The 21,015-nt window shown below is 63.9% G+C and carries 18 protein-coding genes and 1 pseudogene; 3 read left to right on the top strand and 16 right to left on the bottom strand.

All coding sequences use genetic code 11. The annotated features are described in order from the left end of the window. The first annotated feature begins 26 nt into the window (after nucleotides 1-26). Together QP045_RS08525 and QP045_RS08520 are read left to right on the top strand one after the other, a co-directional pair. A complete protein-coding gene (locus QP045_RS08525) occupies nucleotides 27-1,592 on the top strand; it encodes an alginate export family protein (protein WP_422514553.1) in 1,566 nt (521 codons plus the stop codon). Nucleotides 1,593-1,991: 399 nt separating this feature from the next. Next, entirely contained in the window at nucleotides 1,992-2,213 is a 222-nt protein-coding gene (locus tag QP045_RS08520) for a hypothetical protein (RefSeq protein ID WP_422514552.1), read from the top strand. A 342-nt stretch (nucleotides 2,214-2,555) separates the two neighbouring features. Here QP045_RS08520 and clcA read toward each other — a convergent pair whose 3' ends face one another. The 9 genes and pseudogenes from clcA to QP045_RS08475 form a co-directional block, all read right to left on the bottom strand. Next, complete coding sequence (gene clcA, locus QP045_RS08515) at nucleotides 2,556-3,905, bottom strand: H(+)/Cl(-) exchange transporter ClcA (RefSeq protein WP_422514551.1); 1,350 nt, start codon at nucleotides 3,903-3,905, stop codon at nucleotides 2,556-2,558. A gap of 40 nt (nucleotides 3,906-3,945) precedes the next feature. Further along, nucleotides 3,946-4,755 (bottom strand): sulfite exporter TauE/SafE family protein, encoded by an 810-nt coding sequence (locus QP045_RS08510; protein WP_422514550.1) that lies wholly within the window; start codon nucleotides 4,753-4,755, stop codon nucleotides 3,946-3,948. Between the two features lie 259 nt (nucleotides 4,756-5,014). Further along, nucleotides 5,015-5,326: a hypothetical protein gene (locus tag QP045_RS08505; RefSeq protein ID WP_422514549.1), complete on the bottom strand. Its 312-nt coding sequence runs from the start codon at nucleotides 5,324-5,326 to the stop codon at nucleotides 5,015-5,017. 154 nt (nucleotides 5,327-5,480) lie between these two features. Further along, nucleotides 5,481-6,134, bottom strand: coding sequence for a HupE/UreJ family protein (locus QP045_RS08500; protein ID WP_422514548.1), 654 nt, complete (start codon nucleotides 6,132-6,134; stop codon nucleotides 5,481-5,483). 22 nt (nucleotides 6,135-6,156) lie between these two features. Next, entirely contained in the window at nucleotides 6,157-6,537 is a 381-nt protein-coding gene (locus QP045_RS08495) for a hypothetical protein (protein WP_422514547.1), read from the bottom strand. After that, a complete protein-coding gene (gene scnC / locus QP045_RS08490; protein WP_422514546.1) occupies nucleotides 6,534-7,298 on the bottom strand; it encodes a thiocyanate hydrolase subunit gamma in 765 nt (254 codons plus the stop codon). The genes QP045_RS08495 and scnC overlap by 4 nt, the downstream gene beginning before the upstream one ends. Nucleotides 7,299-7,331: 33 nt before the next feature. Next, the gene (locus QP045_RS08485) at nucleotides 7,332-8,180 is read right to left on the bottom strand and encodes an SH3-like domain-containing protein (protein ID WP_422514545.1); all 849 of its coding nucleotides are present in this window, start codon (nucleotides 8,178-8,180) and stop codon (nucleotides 7,332-7,334) included. A 320-nt stretch (nucleotides 8,181-8,500) separates the two neighbouring features. Beyond that, nucleotides 8,501-10,510 carry a TonB-dependent receptor gene (locus QP045_RS08480; protein WP_422514628.1) on the bottom strand — a complete coding sequence of 670 codons (2,010 nt, stop codon included), beginning with the start codon at nucleotides 10,508-10,510 and terminating at the stop codon, nucleotides 8,501-8,503. Between the two features lie 386 nt (nucleotides 10,511-10,896). Continuing rightward, nucleotides 10,897-11,825, bottom strand: a pseudogene (locus QP045_RS08475) (integrase core domain-containing protein). Between the two features lie 53 nt (nucleotides 11,826-11,878). On the opposite strand from QP045_RS08475, the gene QP045_RS08470 reads away from it, so the two are divergent. Then, nucleotides 11,879-12,289, top strand: a complete 411-nt coding sequence (locus QP045_RS08470; RefSeq protein WP_422514544.1) for a (R)-mandelonitrile lyase — start codon at nucleotides 11,879-11,881, stop codon at nucleotides 12,287-12,289. A 61-nt stretch (nucleotides 12,290-12,350) separates the two neighbouring features. Here QP045_RS08470 and QP045_RS08465 read toward each other — a convergent pair whose 3' ends face one another. From QP045_RS08465 to QP045_RS08435, 7 genes are all read right to left on the bottom strand, one after another. Beyond that, nucleotides 12,351-13,802, bottom strand: a complete 1,452-nt coding sequence (locus tag QP045_RS08465; RefSeq protein WP_422514543.1) for a CHAD domain-containing protein — start codon at nucleotides 13,800-13,802, stop codon at nucleotides 12,351-12,353. A gap of 222 nt (nucleotides 13,803-14,024) precedes the next feature. Beyond that, entirely contained in the window at nucleotides 14,025-15,041 is a 1,017-nt protein-coding gene (locus QP045_RS08460) for an LLM class flavin-dependent oxidoreductase (protein WP_422514542.1), read from the bottom strand. A 158-nt stretch (nucleotides 15,042-15,199) separates the two neighbouring features. Next, entirely contained in the window at nucleotides 15,200-15,349 is a 150-nt protein-coding gene (locus QP045_RS08455) for a hypothetical protein (protein ID WP_422514541.1), read from the bottom strand. 89 nt (nucleotides 15,350-15,438) lie between these two features. Then, nucleotides 15,439-16,539: a PepSY-associated TM helix domain-containing protein gene (locus QP045_RS08450; protein ID WP_422514540.1), complete on the bottom strand. Its 1,101-nt coding sequence runs from the start codon at nucleotides 16,537-16,539 to the stop codon at nucleotides 15,439-15,441. Then, nucleotides 16,539-18,671, bottom strand: coding sequence for a TonB-dependent receptor (locus QP045_RS08445; protein WP_422514539.1), 2,133 nt, complete (start codon nucleotides 18,669-18,671; stop codon nucleotides 16,539-16,541). The genes QP045_RS08450 and QP045_RS08445 overlap by 1 nt, the downstream gene beginning before the upstream one ends. A gap of 210 nt (nucleotides 18,672-18,881) precedes the next feature. Continuing rightward, nucleotides 18,882-19,124, bottom strand: a complete 243-nt coding sequence (locus QP045_RS08440) for a hypothetical protein (RefSeq protein ID WP_422514538.1) — start codon at nucleotides 19,122-19,124, stop codon at nucleotides 18,882-18,884. 160 nt (nucleotides 19,125-19,284) lie between these two features. Continuing rightward, nucleotides 19,285-20,922: a Na+/H+ antiporter gene (locus tag QP045_RS08435; RefSeq protein WP_422514537.1), complete on the bottom strand. Its 1,638-nt coding sequence runs from the start codon at nucleotides 20,920-20,922 to the stop codon at nucleotides 19,285-19,287. Nucleotides 20,923-21,015 lie beyond the last annotated feature (93 nt).

Genomic DNA, 21,015 nt, shown 5'->3' with positions numbered 1-21,015 from the left:
TATCCAGCTTAAAAGGATAGCGCACGATGATGGATGTGCCTCCGACCATCGTGGCCGAAGCCGTGCAGGAAGCGCCGCCAGCACGTCGCCCACCCAGCGACGTTCCCGCCGGGAGGGCCGACGGTATCCAGGTAATCGACGGAAGGATACGCCGGTCTGGCCCGCCCACGCTGCCGCAGGGCGGTCCGTCAGGATTGCGGACCGAACAGCTGACCGCCGCCGCAAAAGACAAGCGGCCCGTGACGGACATCTACGACAAGGACGGGCTGCATGTGCGATGGTATCTGCAGGGAGGGCTCGACTACGATGTCGAGAATAACCTCTTCTGGAACCTCGCGTCCGCCTATTCGCCGCAGTCGAAGTTTAATTCTGACGAGAATTGGCTCGAGGGATATGTGAAGCCGGGGATCGGCTTCGACAAAACCTTCTCGGGCGGCGACGTCTTCTACGGCAAGATTTCGGGCGTTGCATCGCGCACCTGGGGGACAGACGCGTTCGATTCACGAAATCAGGGCGCAATCACGCTGGAGGAAGGCTATTTGGGCTTCCGCACCGAGGGCAAGGGCACGAACTTCGACCTGTCGCTCGGTCCGCGTGAACTGGTGCTGGGCAGCGGCATGCTTATCGCGAACGGGGGCGTGAACGGCTTCGAGCGCGGCGCGCTGAAGTTCGGGCCGCGCAAGGCGTGGAAGCAGGCGGCGATCGGCCGCATCATCAACGGGCGCCAGACGATCACCGGCTATTTCATCGAGCCGCGCGAACTGAAGTCCAATAACGGGCACAACCAGCTTGCCGGCGTCGACGTTCGATATGACGCGTCGAACGAGGACTTCATCGGTTTTACCTATATCAACGTGCTGAGATCACAGTCGCCCTACATCCGCGCCGCGCCGGGCGGCATCGGCGCGCCGACCATCATTCCCGACGGGCGCGACAAGACCAACGTCGTCAATCTCTATTTCAAGGGAAGCCGCGACGAAGGCATCTGGCGTAACTGGTTCATCACCGGCGATATCGCCTATGAGTGGAACAACCGGATCAACATGTCCGCCTGGGCCGCGCGGGGGCAGATCGGGTACAGGTTCGCCGATATCCCTTGGACCCCGACGCTAATCTCCACAGCAAAGTTCTTCTCGGGCGACAATCCGAACACGCCCAAGCTCGAGCGGTTCGATCCGTTATACTACGAAGGATCGCCGGGAATCTGGGCAACGGGCGCGGAATCATCGATGGTGTTCATCAACACCAACCTCAAGGCGTTGGAGTTCAGCGCAGCGGTTCAGCCGTCGAAGAAGATCACGGTCACGCTGCGCTATGCCTATATCAGCGCGGACAAGCTGGAGAGCCCGCTGCAGTTCGGGCAGGCGACGCGCCTCGTCTCGACCCCAAGCGGGTTCAACCTGGTTGACGGCGTGACCAAGCACCATCTTTCCGACGACTTCTTCCTGGAATACGATCAAATTCTGACGAACAACCTGTTCTTGACGGTCGGTCTCGCCGCATCATTCCCTGGCGCCGGCATCAAGGCAGAACTTCCGGGGAAGGCGCCGACCTGGACAGGCGCTTTTGCAAACGTCGTTTTCAACTTCTAGTTGGCGCGGTGCATCGAAACTGGCGAGCGGCTCGACGAATCTCGCCAGAAGTGTATTCAGCGGGCCCAGCCAGGACCGCGGGAAGATGCGCGATCTCAGCCAGCTCGGAACGACGGCAGCGCCATGGAGCGCGGCGAGGCGGTCGCTCGCCGGGTGCCATGACGAGGGCGGGTTCTGCTGGATGAGGATCGGGTTAGAGCCCGCGCCCCTTCCCCCCGACATCAGCGATCCGGCAGGACGAGGCGCCGCCGGCCCGGTTCGAAGCACCCGCGCGGACCCGGTGGACGCCTCCGCTAGCGCTATGTGCCGATCAGACAGCCCGGCCACGCGACCGGCTGCAGTGTATTGCGCACCGCAGGGCATCCGATCGCGCTCTCGCGACACCTTCCTGCTGCTCTGATGAAATTATTTGCTATCCAGATGATGCCGAGCGCCTGGAGCGGTGGAAATATCGTGCTGATCGACCGGCTGACCGCCCCAGGCGTGCCATGCGGAATGGCGGTAGCGACGTTGTCACTCTCGCTGTACGGTTTCTGCATGGCCTACGCCCTGCTGGCGCTCCTTATGCTGCTGACCTTATGGTTTGGGGCAAGGCTACGGCGTTGTTTGCCGGACTCGTGACAACGTTTTTGCTGATGGCGCTGGCTATCCCAGCTTTGGCCTTGTGGATCCACTCCCGACGGAGCCGCCCGTTTCCACCTGGCCTTGAAGCGCTTAGCGGCGTGCGCAGCGCGCATTCGGTTTCTGCCGACCGGTGTTCTAAGCAAGACATCACGGCACGGCCACACGCCGCTGCGGAGGATAGCCGAGGCGCGCTTCTAGCAGCATTGCGGCGAGCCTGAAGGCATCTGCTTCCGCCCGGTGCGGGGCCGGGCTGCGGCGTAACAGGTGATAAAATTGACGCCGTTCGAAGAAGCACGGGTACAGGATTTTGACGATAGCTCACTGGGCAGGCAGTGCTGGTTAAAGCGCTCCCGGCGGAGGCTGCGCCCGCCGCGGCGGGGTGGCACCGGCGAGCCTGAGGGTGCGATCGAGCAGTTGTTCGTAGATCGGTGAACCTCCTAGCGCGCGCGCCACCAGGCTGGCGGCAAGGCAGGTGGCTACCAGCGGCAGCGTGACTGCATAGGCGCCGGTCAGTTCCAGTGTCAGCACCACCCCCACCATCGGCGACCGAACCGAGGCGGTGAACAGCCCGCCCATCGCAGCGATGGCAAAAGCGCCGGAACCTGCGGCGCCAGCTGGAACGATCATGTGAACGACGCCGGCAAATGCCAGCCCGACACAGGCCGCCAGCGACAGGATCGGCGCGAAGATGCCACCCGGTGCGCCGACCGAATAGCTGGCAATCGTGGTGCAGAAGCGGATCGCCGACAGCATCAGCAGCGCGGACGTGCCGGGGTTTGCGCGCACCCATCCGGGGATCAACCCCTCTCCGCCCGTCACTGCGTCGGGCAGCAACGCCAGCAGCGCGCCGACCGCCAGCCCCACCGCAGCGGGATAAAGATACGGCACGCGCTTTCCCACCGCACCGGCCAGGGCAAGGCCACGGAGGATGCCGGCATTGAGCAGAACACCGATCCCGCCAAGCAGGCACCCAAGCAGGACGAACAGCGGCAGGCTGCTGAGCGGCATCTCGGCCGCGGACATCGAGAGGTCCGGGCCCCGACCACCGATCCACTGGGTCATCACCGTCGCCAGCAGCGACGCCAGGATAACCGCCATGTAGGTGTCGAACCGGTAGGGGAACTGGCGCCTCGTCTCCTCGATCACGAACAGCACGCCGGCCACGGGCGCGTTGAAGGCGCAGGCAAGGCCCGCCGCGGCTCCCGATGCGAGCAGACCGCTTCTCGCCGTCGCGCCCAGCCTGAACCGCTTGATCAGCATTGAAGCGACGGAGGCGCCGATGTGGATGGTTGGCCCTTCGCGCCCCAGCACCAGGCCGCCGCCGATGGCGGCGATCCCGCCGAAGAACTTGACCGGCAGCACCCTTGCCCCATGCACGTGCCGGAGCCCGGCCATCGCGCCTTCCACTTCCTGGACACCGCTGCCGCCAGCCTCCGGCGCGACATGGCGGACCAATGCCACCGCTGTTACCGTCGCGATCATGGTGATGAGCGCAGCGGTCAGCACCAGCAGCGGGCCTTCCAGTTGCCAGCCAAGCAGCTTGGGCCATTGCTGCAGTGTATTGAGCGCGAGGTGGAACAGCGAGCCGATGGTGCCCGTCGCCACCCCGACGATCGTTGCGAGGACAAGATAGGGGAACAACGCTCCGCCAGCATCGGCTGTGGATTGCGGCGGAACAGGATCGTCCATGTACCACCCCTTTCAGTTCGTTCGCGCGGCGCCGCGCTGATCAGATGAGACGCCGTAAAAGATCGATGCCGATGCAGATGAGCAGGATCGCGTAGGTGAGCTGCAAGGTCCGCTCCTTCATCTTGTGGCTGACACTCACACCCACCGGTGCGGCGATCATGACGGTCGGAACCATCGCCAGGAAAATGACGACGTCGACATAGCCGAGCGAGAAAGACGGCAGGTCCCTGGCGTTCCAGCCGCTGATGATCGAGCTCCCTGCAGCCACCGTGCCGGTGATCAGACCGGTCGCGGCCGAGATCGCAAGCGCGCGTTCCAGCTGTAGGTTGAAGGCCGACAGGACCGGGGTCGTTAGCGTGCCGCCGCTGGTGCCCGTCATCGCAGCGACGAAGCCGACGATCGAGGAAAGCCCGACCATCTTTGCACCCTTCGGCGGCTCCTGACCGAAGAAAAAGCGCCCATGATTGAACGCGATGTAGAAGCCCACCAGAAGGATATAGATCGAGAACAGGGCTTGCAGGACCTCGGTCGAACCGAACGGCAGCAGGATCGATCCGATGCCGACGCCGATAACCAGGCCGACGGCCCAGATCTTGAACAGACCGATGTCGAGATCGCCGAGCTTGTAGTGCTTGCGGGTCGAGCTGATTGCGCTGGGTATGACCAGTGCCATTGAGGTGGCGGTTGCCACATGCATCATCACCGGGTGGGCAACGCCGATCCAGGGGAACAGATAGATGAAGATCGGCATGCGGATGGTGCCCCCGCCGATACCGAACAGGCCTGCGAAGAAGCCGGACACCAAGCCAACCACGACGAAAATGACGATGCGGAGGAGGACGTCATCCATGCCGTGGTGCTCCTCTGCTCTTGCTCAAGAGCGCGACGGTGCGTGGTAATGTCCGGGAGTCAGTGCCGGAGCGGACGTTCGCGCGGAGAGGCGAAATTGGCAGCCACCACCGGATCGGCATCGCCATATAGATGGTCAACTCGAACCGACTTCTCTGCACTCTCCGCTCGGCTATCTCGCGCCTCCTGCCCACGCCGAAGACCTCAGCAAAGGGCTCCAGCTATGGGCGGGTGGCAGCAGATGCCGCAGCATCTTCGGCTTACTCGTCCCTGAAACAGGCGATGTGAAATGAACGGGGCGCCGGCTTGCCGGTCACGTCGTATGTATGCACCTGCATCTGGCTTGGATCTTTAGTGAGCCCGACGGTGATAAAGCCAGGCTCGACATCCTCTTCCAAGGCGCTGCCGATCGTCCCTGAAAAGTTGGTCTTCGCCTCGCCCTGGAGGGGGATTTTCCAACTGATCAGATATTCGTTCTCGCCCTTCTTTTCGCACTTGTCGATCATATAGCCGCGCGCGATCGTGCCATCTGATTTGATCACACATGCCAGCCGGTTTTCGAACTTTGCCATGGCGCTTCTCCTAGAGTTGCCTGCACCGTTTTCCGCAAAGAGGAGGTTTTCCTCCCGCCTCTGCTCGGCGCCAGTTCTCCGTTCCGGCAATGGACAAGGTTCATTGCCGGAACGGTGAAAAGTCTGCGTATCGATTAATTCGCTGACACCACGGTCACACGACGCCGGGGAACAGGATGCCTTCAACATTCCCGATGAAGAGCGCCATTCCGATGCCAGCGACGGCAGCGCCCGCGAGGCGTACCTCCATTCGACGAGCACCATCATTGACGATCACCCAGCGGGTGGCGAGACCGGCGAGCACCGCAATGCCCAACTGGACCAGCGTGAAGCCGAGGAGATAGGCGACGAGCGGAGTCTGCTCCGCACCCAGGATCGACCCGCCGTACGCCCACCCATGGAAGAGCCCCGCACCGGCGAAGAGAACTCCAAGGATGACCGCAGGCAGCTCGCGATTTGTCGCGATAATGGCTCCCAGCAGCAGCACTGTCGCGGTGATGACCAGTTCCGCCACGGGCAAGGTGACGCCGGCGACATGGAGGAGGCATCCCGCCAGGGCCCCAACCACGAACGTGATGGTCAAGGTCCAGAGGCGGCCAGCCAGGGCGGCTGCAATGCCGACCGCGACGATGAACGCGAAGTGGTCAACGCCGATGACTGGATGCCCGATGCCGGAAAGCAGGCCGTCCGAGAAAGTCTCAGGACTCCTTCCACCCTCCATATGATGAGCAAATGCCGGGGTAGTGCCCGCCATGAAGACAGGCAGTGCGCACGTGGCGCGTACAGCCATAGAGCGATAGTTTGCCATGATATATCTACCTCCTTTGATCCTAGACGGTTTCAAGCCGGTCCCGGACGGTGCGGATTTGGCGGGCGAGTTCGTCCTCGGTCACGAGTCCCCGACTGAGCATGATATGCGCTAGGGTCAGAAGCTGGCGTTCGGGGTTCGGGATCTCGCTGTACACGGCCTCGAGCTCGTCCTCGGCGTGCCGGCGCTCCAGTGAGTCGAGCGCCCCGACTGCCGAAAGAGCGTCGCAGGTCGCGTCGAGGCAGACCTTCCATGGCGGTTCTGGCTGGGTGACGGACCAACGCGGCGCGAGCTTTTCCCAGGTTTGATCCTCGTTCTGCAGGGACTCGAGCAACTCGACGCGACCAAGGTCGACGTACTGCCCTTCGGCCTGGCCCTGAACGGCACCATTGGCCCCGCTCATTGTGCGGCCTCCGCCGGCCTGCCTCCGCTGTGGACCGGTCGGCTGGCCTTATGGATCGGCCGGGGGCCGTCCGATGTCCTGCCGGGCTTGGGCTGAGCAATGCCGATCATGCAGTCGCGGGTGACGATCTCTGCAAGTTGGTCCTCCGACCAGCCCTCGGTGCCCTCGGGCCGCACAGGAAGGACCATGAAGCGGCTCTTCGCGTTGGAATCCTCTACCCGCACCTCAACCTCGGCGGGAACGACCAATCCGAACTCCGCCAGCACCTGACGCGGCCAACGGACGATCCTGCGGCGGTAGTTGGGCGCGCGGTACCAATAGGGCGAGTGGCCCAGCAACGGCCGCGGATAACAGGAGCAGAGCGTGCAGACGATCACATGATGCAACGTCGGCGTATTCTCAAGCACGGTCAGGTGCATGTAATCGCTTGTCGTCCCGAAGCCGCTCGGCTCGGCCCAGTCGACGCCGACCTCCTTGCTGGCATCCAGGGGATCGGAGAATATCCGGGCCTTATATTCCGGGTCCAACCAGGCCTTTGCGACCATGCGCGAACCTGCGGCTGGCGATCTCGCGTCGTTCCATTCGGAAAAAACGCGGTGATCTTCGGCGGTGAACAGGCCTTTTTCGATGGCCAGCTCGCGAACGGCGAGTTCCAGAACTTCGAAGTCGGAAATCTCATCAACCATCGGCGCTGCACCCGGATGGTCGTGGCCGTCGTGATCCGAATGATCGTGGCCGTCATGATTATGTGTCGTCGCCATGTTCTGCTCCTATGGCTAGAACCAGTCCTTCAGTTACTCCGCGGGCTCGAGCCACATGTCCGGATATTCGCTCTGAAGGGTGTCGTTTTCGAAGGGATACTCCGCCCAGAGTTCCTTCTGCGGAAACCGGACGATGTAATATTGCTGCTGCGGGGCGCCGTACCGGTCCCAGGCCTCATCGGCGGGAACGAGGTCCGGATACGTCAGAGCAGCGATCGTCCCCGTCATGTTGCGGGCGTACATCTGGGTACGTGTGTAGAAGATCGCCGGCAGATCCTTTACCCGAACCCGGTCGCCGACCTTGAAACGGCCCGGCAGGGTTTCGCCCGTAGGCTCCCAGGGGGGCTTGGGTCCGTAGTCAGGGCGCTCCCCGGCTTTATCGGTGCTTCGGGTGTGGGTCGTGATGTTGACCTGGGCACCAGCGGCAATATTCGACGTAGCGTGCCCGGCACGGTTCGAATTTACCCCCAGCCTTTCCCTAACCTCGGCGATCTTCTCCTGCAGCTCGAGCAGCGAGAAATAGTCCTTGTCGACCAGCATTTTCGCCGCGCCCCAGATCCAGCGCGCGTTGTAGGGAAAGCCGTAATAGAGCGTCATGCCGATGTCGTTGGCATAGCGACGACGCCGTTCCTCGGCATTCCACATGCCCCTGAAACCCAGGACCTCGCAGGTGATGTAGACGTTGTTCTCCCACTCCTCGTCCTCCTTCTCTTCGAATATTTGAGGGGGGCAGGGTTGGCCGCCGACATCGTGCGTCGGCCAGATATAGGCTTCATAGAGCGTATGTGGGACCTCGTAAGGCCAATCCTGCTCTTTATGGATCGCCGGCATCACCTGGGAGCCGGCTTCATAGATCTTTCGGGTTTCTTTTGGTGACGGCATCTCGCTATCTCCGTTGTTTCGAGTCGAAACTGGAATCTCTGCATCGGTCGCGACAACGGGCTTCCGCGACGCCCAATCATTGCGCCGTCAGCCGGATCTCGCATGGAACGACTTCACTCGTACCAAAGCCAGTTTTGGTGCCCGATCTTTAGAAGAGGCGACCAAGCCGCCAAATACGCAACTACACCTAAGATTGCGGAATCGGGGCAGATTTCGAGGCGAGGATTCCCAGTTTACCTCATGAAGCCGGGCGCTTTCTCCCGCTCCGAGGGGGTGTCGTCATTGCCCGCGCGCTGCCTTCTGCTGCGGAGCGTCGATCCTTAAAACTCGGCTCGAACACCCAGGCGCAGCGTGCGCGGTTCTACCACGCGGCTCAGGCGGCCTTCGACCGGCCCGTCCGGATCGAACGACGGGATATAGGATTCGTAGAAATAGGCGATGTCCTTGTCCCGGCTGTTCAGGATGTTGAGCACCTCGCCATAGACCTGAAACCGGCCAATCTTCCTTGCAGCGCGAAAGTTGAAGACGGTGCTTCCGTCGTCCCGCACGCTGTTGTCTTCGATCAGCGGATACGGCCCGAGATGCCGCAGACGCAGGCTCGCCTCCCACGGATCGAGCACGAGAGCGATGCCGGCGGACGCCGCATTCTCGAACGCATTGGGTACCCGGTCGCCGTTGTCATACCGTGAGCGACTGGCTGTGTAGTTGCCGTCGATCGCGAGCCAGCTCACCGGACGCCAGAAGGCGACCAGTTCATAGCCGCGGCGCTTGCTTGCGCCGGTCGGCTCGACGGCATTGGAATCCCCGACGAAGCGTAGCTCGCTCGCAACATCCAGCCACCAGTAGGTGGCGGTCAGCGTGAGGGTCGACAGCTGCCAGCGCACGCCCACTTCCTTGCCTTCGCCGCGGACCAGCGCCGGCACGGGCGTCTCGACATTGACCGCGCCCCGCACGTCGTTCGAGTGAAATCCGCGCCCCCAGTTGCCGTACAGCTCCAGGTGCGGCGTCAGGGAATAGGCGATCGACACCTTGGGAGAGAAGATTGCGTCATGGCCTCTTCCCGTGCCCGCCAGCGCCGCGGCTTCATCGCGGGCACGGACAGAATAATGATAGTAGTCGCCCCGCACGCCGCCAATCAGGCGGAGGTTCTGCACCGGCTCCCAGGTCGCCTCGCCATATAGCGCGGCCGACACTTCCTCGACATGATACCTCCCGAGCGAGAACAGAAACATTCGTTCGCTCGTGCGTGATACGCCGACATTGCCGATGTGATCGTAGCGCGCCTCCGTGCCGACGGTCAGCGTCAGAGCCGGAGAAAGCGTCCAGCGCTTTTCGCCGCGACCACCCACGATCCATCGCCGGTCGAATTGGCGGATCTGCGCGCTCGTCCCATCCGCCTCTGCGTAGGTCGGGTTGGAGGTCATCGCCCAGTCGTAGAACTGGCCATAGAGGTTCGCGCGCCAGTCCGCCTGTCGGACGGCAATGTTGCCAATCACTCGTGTCGTGCGGCCGCGTGCGGAGGGGTCGGGCGAACAGAACACATCGGGGCATATCGCCGAACCGATGATCCTTTCCGGTATCTGCTCCGTCGGTCGCCAGGTCCCGTGATAGGCGTTGAGCGACGCCTCGATCGAGCCTGAGCCAAGCGGAGCGATGTACTTTGCAAATGCTGAGCCGTGCCGGAGACGCTCCGGCTGCTGCCATGGCCCGTCATATATCTTCGCCTGGGCAACTAGCGTCAGCTTGCCCGCGCCAACTCCGTCAATCGTGCCGCCTGCAGCCACGCGGCCATATCCATAGGATCCGCCTTCAAGCGAAGCCCACGGACGGTCATAGCTGTCGATCGTCGTCATATAGGCCGCACCGGCCAGCGCGAAGTCGCCGCCATCGGCACGGTACGGGCCTTTCCGGAAATCCTCCCGCGCGATGATCTCAGGGATCAGGCCATTGAGATCCAGATAGCCCTGGCCGTGGCCGTGGGTCCTCAGGTTCATCTGCACGCCATCGATGTAGGTGGTGAAGTCAGACCCGTGATCGAGGTTGAAGCCGCGCAGAAAATACTGGTTCGCCTTCCCGCTGCCGGAATGCTGCGCGGCCACCATGCCGGGTACCGCTTCCAACAGTTCCGATACGCGCAGCAGCGGCCTGACGAGCAAGTCCGCGCCAGCCACCGTCCCCTCGCTGGCGGCATGGGCAACCCCGATCTTCGCCTCGCCGCGACCAAAGACGACGATCTCCGGCGCTTCTGGCTCCGCGGAGGCGGGCGTCGGCTTGTCCGCTGCTTGCTCATTTACTTGGGCCTCGGCGGGTACGGCGAAGGCACCAGCGATCACCGCCAGACAGAACGTCAGCGTAGCTCTCGACGGCCCTCCTTGCCGTATCGCGAGAATGCGCCGGGCAGTGACGCCCGACCGATTTCGTGCTCCGCGAGCTTTTTTCGTTGCTGTGGCATCGCCGGCGCCAAGTCCCCTGAGCGGACTCACGGAAAGCCCTTCCCACGTCCTGACTCTCTCGAAGCGCGCAGTGCAATCAAACACTCCGCCCCTGTTGTGCAAACTTGCCCTTGCCGCATTTTACGACCGCCCCTGTAATCAGGATTTGCGAATCCTTCATACGAAGCGCTGAAAGCTCGCGAAGTAGGTACTCTACCTACGCGTTTTCCTGGGGTGCCGTGGTTGAGGAGGGGCTTGCAGCACCTGACGTGCTCCCCAAAGCTCTACCAGTTATACCTGGAGTCCGGGCTGGTATGGTGCTCCTCGGGGCGGTGTTGCACAATCCGCCTGGCAGCATCGGCGGGCGTCAGTCCGCCTATCCCGCTATGCGGTCGCACGTGGTTGTAGTCGTCGCGCCAGAGCCGCAGCACCGAGCGGGCATGACCGAGCGACACGAACAGCGTCTCGTTGAGGCATTCGTCACGCAGACGGCCGTTGAAGCTCTCGACATGGCCGTTCTGCTGCAGCTTGGCGGGCGCGATGTAGTGCCACTCGACAAGCCGGTCCTGCGTCCATCTCAGGATCGCCAAGCTGGTCAGTTCGGTACCGTTGTCGTTTACGATCATCAGCGGTGGCCTGCCCCCGGCCGCAATGATGGCATCGAGCTCGCGAGCGACACGCGCGCCCGACGATGAGGTGTCGACCACCGCAAGGATGCGAATGCGCCGGCGACTGATCAGCGTATCGCTGACGAAATCGAGGCTTCACCGCGGGTTTGGCCCCCGCGGCAGCGCCATCGGTTCTCTCGTGCTGATCGCTCGCTTGCGGCCACGACGACGACGCACCCGCAGGCTCTCCTCTCGGTAGAGCCGCAGCAGCTTCTTGTGGTTCATGACCAGCCCCTCACGGGCCAGCATGATCCCTAGCCGCCGGTAGCCGAAGCGGCGACGTTCCGCCGCGACCTTCACCAGTTTTTTCCCGCCACCTCCTTCAGCACGGCATTGTCGAACATCGCATTCGTCAGCAGCCGTTTGAGCCGGCCGTTCTCCTCCTCGAGCACCTTCAGCTTGCGCGCCTGCGACACGTCCATGCCGGCGTACTTCGCCTTCCACGCGTACAGCGTCGCGCTGCTGATGCCGTGCTTGCGGCACACGTCGGCGGTCTTCATCCCGGTTTCCTGCTCGCGCAGCACCGCGATGATCCTTCGCGCTATCTGCGCGTTAGCTAAGCACGATACCGCGCCGCTCTTCGGGACGGAGAGATTGCATGGAAGTCATCCGCAAGGCCGATCTGAAGACCGTCGATGGGCCGGCCGAGTATTTTACCGGCAAGGTCACGATCACAGGGCAGTTCCAGCGCCCTTCCCCGGCCCGCACCAGCGGCGCAATCGTTCACTTCGAGCCGGGCGCGCGGACTGCGTGGCACACGCACCCGGCCGGTCAGTCGCTGCTCGTCACCGAGGGCATCGGCTGGGCTCAGGTCGAGGGCGGCCCGAGGGTGGAGTTCCATGCCGGCGATGTGCTGTGGTTTCCGCCCGATCAAAAACATTGGCACGGGGCGACGCGCAGCACGGGGATGACCCATATCGCGATCCAGGAAGCGGTCGACGGCTCCGCAGTGACCTGGATGGAGCACGTTACCGAAGAGGAATATCTCTCGGGCGCCCCCAAACGCTGACTGGCTGCGTAGGAGAAGCCGCCCTTAGCTCACACCCTGATCCGCTCGGGAACGACAGGAGCTAACGCCAGAAGCGTTTCCGATCAACAAGCGTCTCGTGCGCGTCTGCCGCAGCGCCGATTAACGCCTTGCGCTTTCCGCCCGCCAGCAGTGCATCTGCCTCGGGATCGTCGGACAACCCCGTGCTGTGCATCACCTCTGGGGCGGCGGCCAAGTCGTTGAGCGCGCCGAGCCGATCCTGCAGATCCTCCAGCGCCGCGATGAAGCGCCGATACCGCCGGGGCCGCCCCTCGAAGAGCGCGGAAAAGAACTCGCTGGCATAGCGCAGCTTCTTGGCGCTCTTGCGAAGGTCATGCCGGGCCTCGTCATCGAGCTTCTTCAGGTTGCGGCCCTGTCTCTTCACCGCTTTCCGAAACCGCCGGAGCGTCGTCATCGCGAATTCCCGAACCGGCTCGCCTCGACGGTCGCGGGTGTCGGCAGCCAGCAACCAGCTCCCGTCAGCAAGCCATTCGGCCAGTTCAAGCATAGCCGCGCGTGCCCGCGGCGACCCCAACGCTTCTTCGACCTGCCCATACGCTGCCTCCCGCGCCTCCTCGATCCGCTCGGACAACGCGCCGACCGGCGCGCGCGCGAGCAGCACGTCGAGGTCGCGCGCTGCGCCGAGCGTGCCAGCCAGCCAGCGAAGTTCCTCCCGAAGCGCGGCCGCACGCGCATCCTCCGCAAACAGCGGTTTGAAGATCGAAAAGGCGGAGCGCAGACGGCGCAGCGCGACGCGGGCCTGATGCAGCGCCTCTGGAGAGCGGCTCACCGCAAGGGCTGTTTCGTTCAGCCGGAACTGCCGGATACAGGCGTGCGCGATGTGCTGGAACGCCTCGGCAGCGGTGGCCCCGACTCTCAGCAGTACCGGCTCCGCCTTGAACGCCGGGCGCTGCGGCTCCGAAAGCCGATAGCCGCGCTCCGCCTTGGTGAGGACGCCGAGACGCACGGGGGCCAACGCGTCGATCTTCCGGGCGAGCGCGAACAAGGCCGCCGGGCTGCCCGCCTTGAGCTCCAGTTCGAGCTCGCAGATCGGAGCAGCGCCCTCGCCGGCACCCACCTCCCCGCGATCGAGCACGACCTCGATCTCGGCCTTGCCCTCTTTCAGCAGCCACCCGCGGCGTTCGACACGCACTTCAAACTGCGGCGCGATGTGTTGGGTACGCTTGCCCAGGAGCGCTTTCACCGGCGTGGAATCGTCCAGGATCGGGTCGTTGCCGTCGACCGGCACCTCCCACTCGGATCGTGCGAACAGCCCCGCACTGCCCGCCCCATCCGCCTTGACGGTCTGGATCCGATCTTCGCCCGCGGAGCGGATGCGCAGGGAAATGCCCGCCCGGGCGAGATCCTGTTCCGGCGTGTCGAAATAGACGGCCAGGAGCTCGCGGATGTCCGGGGCGTCTGGCAGTAAGTCCGAGGCTTGGAGCGCCTCCGCAGCCGCCTCGGTCAGGTCGAGCTTCAGTTCAACTTCTCGCACGCAGCACTGCCCTTCATGGTTGAGCGGACACCGAAACAGGCGAACACACGAGCTCTGGCGGCGCGCCGTCTGATCGCAGCGCGCATGCCGCCAATGATATAGTGGATATCCGCCTGTTTAGCAGGCCCCCTACCGCCACCTTCTGGGAAGGCCCTCTGCAGCTGCGCCCCCGCACCCCTTGGAGGGTGGGTGTGACAAGTTCGTGACACGTGGGAGACGGTGTCAACGCCAGCCCAGCGCCGGAGCAACCTGGGTAAGAATCTCTTCGAGTACATGGGCGTTATAGTCGACGCCAAGCTGGTTCGGGACGGTGAGCAACAGCGTGTCGGCCTCCGCAATGGCCTCGTCCGCCTGGAGTTGCGCGATCAGCAGTTCCGGCTCGGCCGCGTAGGAGCGACCGAACACCGCGCGCATATTGTCGATCATCCCGATCTGGTCGGTGCTGCCGCCGCGCCCGAAATAGGCGCGATCGACGTCGTTCATCAGCGGGAAGATCGAACGCGAGACGGAAACGCGCGGCTCCCAGTCATGCCCCGCCGCCCGCCATGCCTGCCGATAAAGCCGGATCTGCTTCGCCTGCTGAACGTGGAGCGGCTCGCCGCTCTCGTCCGCCTTCAAGGTCGAGCTTTGCAGGTTCATGCCGCGCTCCGCGGCCCAGACCGCAGTGGCGTTGGACGCGGAGCCCCACCAGATACGCCGCCGAAGCCCTGGCGAATGCGGTTCGATGCGCAGCAACCCCGGCGGGTTCGGAAACATCGGGTTCGGGCTCGGCTGCGCAAACCCTTTTCCGTTCAGCAGGTCGAGGAAGACCTCCGCATGTCGGCGGCCCATGTCCGCATCGCTCTCGCCCGGGCGAGGCGCATAGCCGAAGTGGCGCCACCCCTCGACCACCTGTTCGGGCGATCCGCGACTGATGCCCAGTTGCAGCCGACCACGACTGATGAGGTCGGCAGCGCCGGCGTCTTCCGTCATGTAGAACGGGTTCTCGTAGCGCATGTCGATCACGCCGGTGCCGATCTCGATCCGGCTGGTCCGGGCTCCGACGGCGGCAAGCAGCGGAAACGGTGATGCAAGCTGCTGCGCGAAATGGTGCACACGGAAATAGGCGCCATCGGCGCCGAGCTCCTCAGCGGCAACGGCAAGGTCGATCGACTGCAGGAGCACATCCGAGGCAGAACGGGTCGCCGATTGTGACGATGACGACCAATGGCCGAACGAAAGGAACCCGATCTTCTTCATGGCGCACTCCTGATGCGGCCTGATGCCGTCCCCGGCCAGGCCTGATCTCGCGCCTTACATAGGGGCTGAGCACCATCGCTTCGCGGCAGCGCGCGGAAACGCAGCTATTCCGGTGGCGGAGGATCAGCAGAGGCGGCTGTTGAAGCCGCCGCCGCGACTTATCCCGAGGAGGAGTTCCGATGCTTCTGCACCAGCGCGACCGCGATCATCGCCACAAAACCCAGCGGGAACCATAGCCCCGGCTTGCCGACGATGATGCCGATGAACCAGCACAGGATCAGCGCGGCAATAGGGGTGAAGGTCTTCATTCCCACAGACTATGACGCGCGCAAGTCTGACGCAAGTGTAGCGGCCTAGCTTTACTGTCTGCCTGAAGTTGAGGTCGCACGCGCAGTATTCATTGGACGCTTCCGGACGATCCTTGCGGTTGCAGGGCACGGGACAGGCGCTTCTGCCGCGCGACGCGCGTGTTCCAGCGGGTCCGCCAGAAGCCATAGACGGCGAGGCTCCCGAGCAGCGCCAGCGCCAGGCCCGAGGCCGTCATGGCGAGCTTCCAGGCCAGTCCGCCAACCTTTGCCGCATGAAGCGGGTAGAGCTTTTCCCGGGCAGACGCGTGCAGGCCGGCGGTCGCCGCATCGGCCTCGCCGATCACTTCCAGCGTGCCGGGATCGAAATAGAGGTAGGTACGGCCGTTCGGCGTCCATTCGAACGACTGCCGCAAGCGCAGCACGATCGGCTTACCAGGGCTGCGCGGCCACTGGAGCCGCCGTGGTTCGGCATCGGGAAACCGTGTTGCCGCAACGACGAACAGCTTTTCCAGATCGCGCGTGGGCGCCGGCGCGATCAAGGCCGTGGGAACGCGGGGCCGTTGTTCCGGGCCGAGCGGCGACAGCAGGAATTCGCCGACCGCCGGCAGTACCATCATTACGCCTGTCAAAAGCGAGAGCAGGAGCAGCGGCGCAGTCAGGACGCCGAGGTCGCGATGATGATGCACGATCGCGCCGGGAGTCATCTTCACGGGCCAGAGCCGTGGCCTGAAGCGCGACCGCATCCGCCACCACAGGATGATCCCGCTGACGACGAAGAACAGCCCGATCAACCCGGCGATCCCGGTCACCGTCTCACCGAAATCCCCCAGGAACAGGCGATGGTGCAGATCGAACAGCCAGAGTTCAGGCCGCTCCCAGCTGCTCGCCCACTGCGCCACGACCCGGCCGGTCTGGTCCAGATAGGCGCCGCTCCCGTCGGCGAAGATCGCCTGGTGCACACCCAGCCCGTCCCCGGCGAAGGTGACACGGTCGACCTGCTTTTCACCGCCTGCCAGTGCATCGACGACCTGACCTAGCGATACCGGATCCTGTGCCGGCCGGTCGCTCGCGTGCGGGACGAAGGTCAGCGCGTCGCGCCACACCAGCAGCGCGCCGGTGACACCCAGCAGCGCGAGCAGCGCCCCCACCACGGCACCGACCCATCGATGGAGCAGGGAGAGCAGGCGCATCAGAACGCGGCTTGCCAGCTCAGCGTGAAGTTGCGGCCGCGCCCGGTATAGAAGCGCGCGTTGTCGGTCGGTCCCTGGGTGTCGCTGTAATAGGTGACGTAATCCGTGTTGCCGAGGTTCTGGACGCTCAACATCACGCGCCCGATCGAAAGCTCATAGGCGAGATAGGCATCGAAAAGGTGATAGCCCGCGAAGTTGTTGGCGGCCGGCTGACCATCGAAACGACGCGAGAGATAATAGCGCCCCTGCACCCGCGCGCTGAACGGTCCGTTGCTATAGTCTGCATTCAGGTTGAGCCGATCCGGCGAAATATTGGCGCCATCAAGGTCCGCGTCCAGCACACCGTCCCCATTGGTGTCGGTGCGGCCGAGCACATGGGAATAGCCCACCCCGAACTTGAGCCCCGGCAGCGGCGTGCGCGTATCGAGGTTGAGTTCGAGCCCTTCTATGTCGATCGGCTGCCGGACGACGTTGAAGATGCCGTCGTCGTTGCGGACCAGCACCTGCCCGGCATCGCTCGACGACCAGTAATAGGTAGCACTGGCGGTCAGCGGACCTTGCGCCACTTCGACACCGACTTCCCGGTTGTTCGAGGTGACGGGCGTCAGATCGAGATACTCCTCGATACGAACGTTCGGCTGGCTGATACCGCGCAGCACGCGCCCGATATCCGCGATCGTATAGCCCTCGGCATAGCTGCCATAGGCGCGGACGCCCTTGGCCGGCTCGATCACGACGCCGCCGTTCCACAGCGCGCGCTTAAAGGACGGCTTGCCGCCAGTGACGAAGCGCGAGCCGGAGGAGGCAAGCGTCGTATAATCGGGGATGTCCAGTTGAACGTTCTCGTAACGGACGCCACCGTTCAGCCGGACAAGGCCGTCGAACAGCTTGAGGTTGGTCTGGCCGAAAGGCGCCAGGCTGCGGAAGTCGGTCTGCGGGACCCAGGTGCGGCCGGTATGCACCAGGCTTTGCGCGGTGCGATCGATCAGCGCATCGAAGCCAAGGGTAACGGTCAACGCCTCGAAACCCGGCACTGCGCGTTCGTAGCTGAGCTTGCCGCCGAGCTTGCGCGAGACGTTGCGCGATTGTTCGAACAACGTCCCGACCGGCGCGATCCTGGCGTCCTGGAAGGTCGCAAGAATGCCGCCGGCAAAGGTGTCGCTGGTGCGGTTGTAGAAGCCCTGCAGCGTAAACGCGCCGCCGCCGAGGTCGCTGTCGGTCAGCGAAGCCAACGCCATTTCTGCAAGCCCGGTGGAGGGCAGGCCCGGCGTCTTTCCACGGCGGGTCGTCGCCGGGATGCCCAGCACGCGACTGCCCTCCACGGGCACATAATGGTTGTTTCCCTCCAGCCGGAAGCGGTTGCCGATCACCTCAAGGCGGGCAGTATCCGACAGTTGCACGCCGACCCGTCCGAAAAAGGACAGGCTGTCGGTATCCTGGATCTCGCTCTGGTTGCCGTCATAGCCGATCCGCCTTCCGCGCCCGTCCAGGAAGACACCACGCCGTTCGAACGCCGCGCCGGCTGTGGCATCCACCCGTCCGCTGCGGAAATTGACGAGACCGGCGATCTTGCCGCCCAGCGACGCGCCGGAGAAATCGTCACCGGCATTGCCCTGCAGAAGCGTACGTCCGCTCCAGCCATCCTGTAGCGGGGCGCGTGCGGTCACCTGATTGACGACGCCACCGGTGGCACCGATGCCCTGCAGTGCGTTGGACCCGTAGATGACCTCCACCCGATCTATGAAGAACGGATCGATCGTGTAGCCGTCGCGTCCGCCGTCGCGGATCGGCGTGGTCTGGGGAATGCCGTTGATCGCATAGAGCGGCGAACGTCCGCGCAGGGTTTCCCCGACGCCGGTGATCTTTTCGCGGGTGGGAGAGAAGGCAGGCAGCAGCGCCGACACTGCATCCACCACCGAACCGGACACCGTTACCTGGCGCGATAAGGTCTCCCGGTCGATGACATCCACCGTGAGCGGCAGTGCACTCGCCGGCAACACGGTCCGCGCGGCCGTGACGACGACGTCCTCCGGCCGATCTTCACTCGCATCCCGCCCGCTGGACACCTCCTGCGCATTCGCGCCTACCGACCAAAGACCGGCAACGACTGCGGCTCCAACTACGATCTTCATGCGTCCCCCTTGATCGGGGCCGGATAGAAGGCGCCGCGCGACATTGCAAGTCGCTCGCATTAGCAAAGTGCGTCGATGCGCCGAGGTAAGCGCGAAAAAGGTCGGGCATCAGTCGCCCATGCGGATCGCGCTCCACAGTGTCACCTTGGATCACCTGTGTAAGCAGCCAAGAAAATGGCGGCTCCAGGCCGCCATTTTCCATCTGCGAGCTTAGTTGCTGTCGGGCCGGTCCTTATCGTCGTTGTCATCCGCCAGGACGATGACCGCACCGACGACGAACGCGATGCCGACGATGATAATGGGCAGCGGCGGACCACCAGCGCCAAGGGCGTTGGCACGTTTTGCCGAGGTCGATGCCTTCACGACAGAAAGCGACGACGCCGAGCCGGCCATCGCCGGCGCGGCCATGAGCGACGACGCAGCAATGGCAACAAGAAGATTGCTTAGACGCATGATCAGCCTCCTGAGCGGTCCCCGCTCGTTAAGTTCCCCCCGGCGCTGAATACCAGTCCGAGCAAGATGCGCCAAGAAATTCTGCCTGTTCTTCTAACCTTACGGCCCTGACGCCGCGTAACGGCGAACCCGGCGGCGCCCCGTAAGGAAGAGAAGCCGCTCAACTCCGATAGCGCGCTTCCAGCAGGTCGAGTTCGCGGACCAGCCTGTTGGCGGTTTCGCTGCCCAGATTGCGCTCCCGCGTGCTCCGAAAGATGGCCGCGCGCTCGGCGCGGAGGCCCGCCAGCCGCAGTTCGCGTTCGATGCTGCCTTCGCGGCGTGCCGCTTCCGCGGCCGCGCCCTGCTGGCTGCGCGATTCGATGCGGTCGCGGTAGAGGTCCATGATCCGTGCGCCCGCAGCGGCGTACACGTCAGCATCCGGGCGGCCTGCGGCAAGTTCGTGCTGGACGCGCTCGATCTCGCAGATCGCCGCCTCTGCGGCAGCAACGCGGGCGGCGTCTTCCTGTGCCTGCGCGGAGTGGTCACTCGGCATCTGGAGCCCGCGAAGCAACAGCGGGAGGCCGATGCTGGCAATGATCAGGGACGTGACAATCACGCCGGCCGCAAGGAAGATCGCGAGATCGCGTGCGGGAAACGGAGCCCCGTCCGCCGCGACCAGCGGCAGCGTCAGCACGCCGGCAAGCGTGATCGCGCCACGGACGCCGGCAAAGGACATCGCGGCAACAAGGCGCCATTCAGGGCTCTTCGAGTCGTCGTCGCGGGTTCGACGGCGCAGCAGCGTCAGGCGCAGCGACACCCACACCCACATGAACCGCAATGCGGCGAGGCCCAGGGTGATTGCGAGCACATAGATGGCGAGCCAGCCTGCATGATGATGCCCGGTCTGCTCCACCGTCTCCGTGGCACCGTGAAGGATCGCCGGCAGCTGCTCGCCAAGCAACACGAAGATGATGCCGTTCGCAGTGAACTGGATCATGTCCCATACCGAGTTGCGCCGCATCCGGGTGGCAGGCAGCGCCTGACGGGAAATCTCGGCGAAGCTCATCGTGACGCCCGCAGCGACCGCCGCGAGGATGCCGGAGCAATGGAAATGCTCCGCCAGCAGGTAGGAACCGAACGGGATCAGCAGGCTCACCAGGATCTGGGAGCCCACATCCTCACCGAAGCGGCGCGATACGCGAAACTTGACCCAGGTCACGGCCATCGTGACCGCAATGCCGATCGCGAGCCCACCGAAGGCCACCCACAGGAAGTTGAGCGCAGCGTTATAGGCGGAGAAGGTGCCGGTGAGCGCGGCCGCGACCGCAAAGCGCAGGCAGACAAGACCCGAAGCGTCGTTGAGCAGCGACTCTCCTTCCAGGATGTGCATCATCCGTTTGGGAATGGGCACACGCGCCGCGATGGCCGAAACGGCGATGGGGTCGGTCGGCGACACCACTGCGGCCAGAGCGAACGCCACCGCCAGCGGCATCGCCGGGATCATCCAATGGATGAACAGCCCCATGCCCACCACGGTCAGGATGACGAGGCCGAGGGCGAGTTCCACGACCGTGGAGATGTCCTTGAACAGTTCGTCCTTGGGGATCCGCCACCCGTCGAGGAACAGGAGGGGCGGCAGAAACAGGAAGAAGAACAACTCCGGTTCCAGCGCGACCCGCCAGTCGGCGGCGAGCCCGATCGCCGCACCGAGGGCGATCTGCACCAGAGGCTTTGGAACCGTGAACGGCAGCATCCGCGATATCGCACCGCTGACCACTACTGCGAGCAGCAGCACAAGAACGATCGTTACCGATTCCAACAGGCATTCCAGTAGGCAGGAAAGGCACGGGCGCGCCGCTGCGCTCGTGTCCAGCACCTACCCTAACCGGCGCAAGTCCCCCGATGCAAACCG

It is taken from the genome of Sphingomonas sp. 3-13AW, from assembly GCF_049311085.1.
GTDB lineage: Bacteria > Pseudomonadota > Alphaproteobacteria > Sphingomonadales > Sphingomonadaceae > Sphingomonas.
This window is presented reverse-complemented; position numbering and strand designations above follow the sequence as displayed.

Bases quoted from the DNA above. Each gene is read 5' to 3' on its own strand.
- QP045_RS08525 (WP_422514553.1), top strand. From the start codon at position 27: ATGATGGATGTGCCTCCGACCATCGTGGCCGAAGCCGTGCAGGAAGCG.
- QP045_RS08520 (WP_422514552.1), top strand. From the start codon at position 1,992: ATGAAATTATTTGCTATCCAGATGATGCCGAGCGCCTGGAGCGGTGGA.
- clcA (WP_422514551.1), bottom strand. From the start codon at position 3,905: ATGGACGATCCTGTTCCGCCGCAATCCACAGCCGATGCTGGCGGAGCG.
- QP045_RS08510 (WP_422514550.1), bottom strand. From the start codon at position 4,755: ATGGATGACGTCCTCCTCCGCATCGTCATTTTCGTCGTGGTTGGCTTG.
- QP045_RS08505 (WP_422514549.1), bottom strand. From the start codon at position 5,326: ATGGCAAAGTTCGAAAACCGGCTGGCATGTGTGATCAAATCAGATGGC.
- QP045_RS08500 (WP_422514548.1), bottom strand. From the start codon at position 6,134: ATGGCAAACTATCGCTCTATGGCTGTACGCGCCACGTGCGCACTGCCT.
- QP045_RS08495 (WP_422514547.1), bottom strand. From the start codon at position 6,537: ATGAGCGGGGCCAATGGTGCCGTTCAGGGCCAGGCCGAAGGGCAGTAC.
- scnC (WP_422514546.1), bottom strand. From the start codon at position 7,298: ATGGCGACGACACATAATCATGACGGCCACGATCATTCGGATCACGAC.
- QP045_RS08485 (WP_422514545.1), bottom strand. From the start codon at position 8,180: ATGCCGTCACCAAAAGAAACCCGAAAGATCTATGAAGCCGGCTCCCAG.
- QP045_RS08470 (WP_422514544.1), top strand. From the start codon at position 11,879: ATGGAAGTCATCCGCAAGGCCGATCTGAAGACCGTCGATGGGCCGGCC.
- QP045_RS08460 (WP_422514542.1), bottom strand. From the start codon at position 15,041: ATGAAGAAGATCGGGTTCCTTTCGTTCGGCCATTGGTCGTCATCGTCA.
- QP045_RS08455 (WP_422514541.1), bottom strand. From the start codon at position 15,349: ATGAAGACCTTCACCCCTATTGCCGCGCTGATCCTGTGCTGGTTCATC.
- QP045_RS08450 (WP_422514540.1), bottom strand. From the start codon at position 16,539: ATGCGCCTGCTCTCCCTGCTCCATCGATGGGTCGGTGCCGTGGTGGGG.
- QP045_RS08445 (WP_422514539.1), bottom strand. From the start codon at position 18,671: ATGAAGATCGTAGTTGGAGCCGCAGTCGTTGCCGGTCTTTGGTCGGTA.
- QP045_RS08440 (WP_422514538.1), bottom strand. From the start codon at position 19,124: ATGCGTCTAAGCAATCTTCTTGTTGCCATTGCTGCGTCGTCGCTCATG.